Raw genomic sequence first — 3,259 nt, forward strand, 5'->3', positions numbered from 1 at the left:
ATATCTTACTGAGGAGCCCTATTTTTATCAAAGCTCAAAATTAGCGATCTACAGGAATGCTAAACTGCCCATAGTTGAATAAGGAATTTAATTTCAAAAAAATGATTATAATCCGTTAATGCTTTAGAAGAGCATAGAGAAAATTTTCTCTGTGCTTTTTTGATAAAAAGTAAGAGCTTCTTAATTTTGAATTAGTTCAATTCACAATCTTTAGGGGCAAAAATATAAATGATACATAAAATGTTATAGAATTTTTAAAAGTGGGTGAATGTATTGAACTATTATTATCCCTACCGGCAAGACTGGTCTTCAATATTGGAGTATTTAAACTACAGTCTGAAAGGCGAACAAATGGTTTGTTCAATGACGACGCAATTATTTCATATTCCTGTCACTAAAAATCTAAAAGGAAATGCAGAAATGCATAATCATCTTGTTCCAGCCTCCTATCACCGGGTTACAGCATTAGGCTGCGCCAAACGATTGCAGAGTGGTGAATACCATGAATCCATTATTAAAGCTCTGGTTGCTTGTGTTAATAATGGGTTAAAGCAAGACAAGGAAGTAACGAAATGGTTAAGGGTTATGAGGGAAAATGCTCCAAGTGAATATAAAGGTTTTATGGATTCTGTTATCAGCTGGCAGCAGCAAACAGAGCAAAGTTTAGCTTATACCCAGCAGCTGCTAAGGGGTATGGGATTTGATACTGAAACTGAAAATGGAGAGACAGCTTACTAAATTAAATATTCTTATTGAGCTAAAAATGGTGCTTTAGATAAAGGTCGTTCAAGCAAATCACTGGGCAAGAAATCAAATTTCAATTGAAAGCAAAAAAGCCGCCATAATTAATGGCGGCTTTCTCTGTTAAAAATGCTATATAAGAACTTTAATTCCTATATAATAACTTTAATTCCTATATAACAACTTTAATTTCAGTGAATAAAACATGTGTAGTGATAATAAAGTTGTTTAATATTGATATTAGAAATGCAGTTAACACCTACTCGAGAATCAAGCGAGAGGTTTTAAAGTTGTTTAAAAATAAGTATTACTCACCGTAATGTTTAATTTAAACGAATAATAAAGTTGTTTAATTTTCTGTATCGTCTTCTAATTCTTTTTCAATTCTTCATCTGTCATGAACCTAATTTGTTTCAATTCTTCAAATAAGCCTTCCTCGAAAGGATCTCTGTTAGCAATATCCCAAAAATATCTCTTTAAAATCTTATGTTTATGAATATATTGTAATATTTCCATATACTCTCTAAAGTCTTCTGCTTTGAACTTAGAATGGCGTCCATCGTATGTATTTTGAATACTATTATATATAGAACCTTTAGGCACTATTAAAAATGAACCGTCAAACCATCTAGTAATACTAAAATGTGCTATTTCATCATCTTCGTAATAAAGTTCATATTCTCCATTATTATTCACAATCAAATCTTCAGAAACAACTTCATTATTATATTCGAAGTTTTGATTTTTCATCCATTTTTCTAATTCTTCAACTGCACTTGGATAGATAGGATTTACTTTATCGAACTCTAAACGGAAATAGCTAAATTCGGAATCCCCATTTGGTAGTTCCCATATTAATCTTTTTACCTTAAAGACATGATCCATATTAAAACCAAAGCCAAGAATTACCATGTCTTTCTCTATTTCTTCTTCGAACAGTTTTATATCTATTAAATCCATTCCTCCCCCTTCATGAATAAATGTATGATTAAAGTTTAAAATTGATAATTGCTTAAGAATTTCTACTACCTGAAGTTTGTCTCTCCAAATAACTGTACTTGGATTTGTCTGTTGTATAACGTTTTTTTCTATAAATCCCCATAAGCTTTTATTTGCTGCTCGCTCATTTTGAGCTATACTTTCCCACTCTAGTAATCTGTTTAAAAATTCATCTATTGTTGGTCTTTTTTCAGGATTTTCAGCTGTTGAGTCTACTAACAGCTTATATAATTCAACAAAATGTTGTTTAGGGTATTTAGTCTGTAATCTGTTATTTTCAAAATAATTAAACTGACCATCAAAGGCATATTCTTCCCCAGTGAGTATAATCCAAAGTGTTTTTGCAAATGAGTAAACATCAGCTGGTCTAGAATCCGTCACTAATAAAGGCGTTCTCATTTCAGGAGCCATTGTTTTTCGATTTCCCAATGCTTCTTTTGCTTTAGTTAAATCTTCTTTTTCAGGGAAATCTATTAATCCAAAGTCTCCAAAGCAATATTTTCCTTGATAATATAGTATGTTTTCAGGTTTGATGTCCCGATGAGATATATTCTTTCTATGTAGTTCACTTAATGTCAGAGCTAAATCTTTAAAAATTTCTATTAGATCAAAATGTTATTACAGTCCTTCGATTTTTCTTCTAAAGGAACTGCTTTAGGCATGACAAAAAAATATTTCCCAGTTTCCTTGCATGGCAATTCATAACTTAATACAGGAATTATACCTTTCTGTCCTTCTATATATAAATCATGTACTTTAATAGCCTCTGTTTTAAATCTTTCTAATTTTAGTTTCGTAAAATCTCCAGTTACATCTTTAATTTTTGAAACTTTAACTGCAAACTCAATATTAGAATTATCTCGCATGAGATAAACCCAACCGTTTCTTCCTTCTCCAAGTTGTTTTATTCTTCGATAATCTGAATAGCTCATTAATTAACCTCCTCAATCACAGCCCCATTTATTTCCAACGTTTTAGTTACTCTTTCTGAAATAAAAATAAATCTATTAAATTATCAAGTGAATCATTTATTAAATAACCTCAACCATTTTCAAGAATCTTCATTACAATTTTTCATTATTATTTCTTCACAGAATAAATAAAGAAATATAATTCAAAACCTCCTAGCTTTCTAATTACTAAGAGGTTTTTCTCAAAAAATATTTAGTATTAATGAGCCTGGCTAATCTTTTTGCTTTTAATTAAATATTCTCTTACATAATAGCTTCTACATGAACCTTTTAAAACTAGCTCATCTAACAAAAATAAGTAATTTTTATATAAATCTTTAGAGATAAACATATTATTATTTTTCATTAGATGTTTTTGGAAAGCTATTTCTAAATAAAACACTGTATTACCGGATAATATAGAACCTTTTGTTTTTAAAATGTTCGAAATTATTAATATCCCATCTTCAAAAAATCCATCTGGAAAATGATAAATTAATGAACTTATGTAAACAGCCACTTTATTTCCTCTAAAAAGTGGGGCATTTTTTCAAATTTCTACAGATTAA

The 3,259-nt window shown here is 29.9% G+C and carries 4 protein-coding genes; 1 reads left to right on the forward strand and 3 read right to left on the reverse strand.

The window, feature by feature from the left end:
* The first annotated feature begins 264 nt into the window (after positions 1 to 264).
* Entirely contained in the window at positions 265 to 738 is a 474-nt protein-coding gene (locus tag CU635_RS23050; protein ID WP_425427554.1) for a hypothetical protein, read from the forward strand.
* Positions 739 to 1,110: 372 nt separating this feature from the next.
* On the opposite strand, the gene CU635_RS23055 is transcribed toward CU635_RS23050, so the two are convergent.
* From CU635_RS23055 to CU635_RS23060, 3 genes are all read right to left on the reverse strand, one after another.
* Positions 1,111 to 2,343: a protein kinase domain-containing protein gene (locus CU635_RS23055; RefSeq protein ID WP_308303544.1), complete on the reverse strand. Its 1,233-nt coding sequence runs from the start codon at positions 2,341 to 2,343 to the stop codon at positions 1,111 to 1,113.
* The gene (locus tag CU635_RS24030; RefSeq protein ID WP_245917569.1) at positions 2,343 to 2,672 is read right to left on the reverse strand and encodes a hypothetical protein; all 330 of its coding nucleotides are present in this window, start codon (positions 2,670 to 2,672) and stop codon (positions 2,343 to 2,345) included. The genes CU635_RS23055 and CU635_RS24030 overlap by 1 nt, the downstream gene beginning before the upstream one ends.
* Positions 2,673 to 2,910: 238 nt before the next feature.
* Positions 2,911 to 3,210: a hypothetical protein gene (locus CU635_RS23060; RefSeq protein ID WP_101579675.1), complete on the reverse strand. Its 300-nt coding sequence runs from the start codon at positions 3,208 to 3,210 to the stop codon at positions 2,911 to 2,913.
* Positions 3,211 to 3,259 lie beyond the last annotated feature (49 nt).

The sequence above is a fragment of the Bacillus canaveralius genome, from assembly GCF_002860125.1.
GTDB classification, from domain to species: Bacteria; Bacillota; Bacilli; order Bacillales; family Cytobacillaceae; genus Bacillus_BJ; species Bacillus_BJ canaveralius.

Coding starts and splice junctions, on each gene's coding strand:
- CU635_RS24030 (WP_245917569.1), bottom strand. CDS start 2,672: ATGAGCTATTCAGATTATCGAAGAATAAAACAACTTGGAGAAGGAAGA.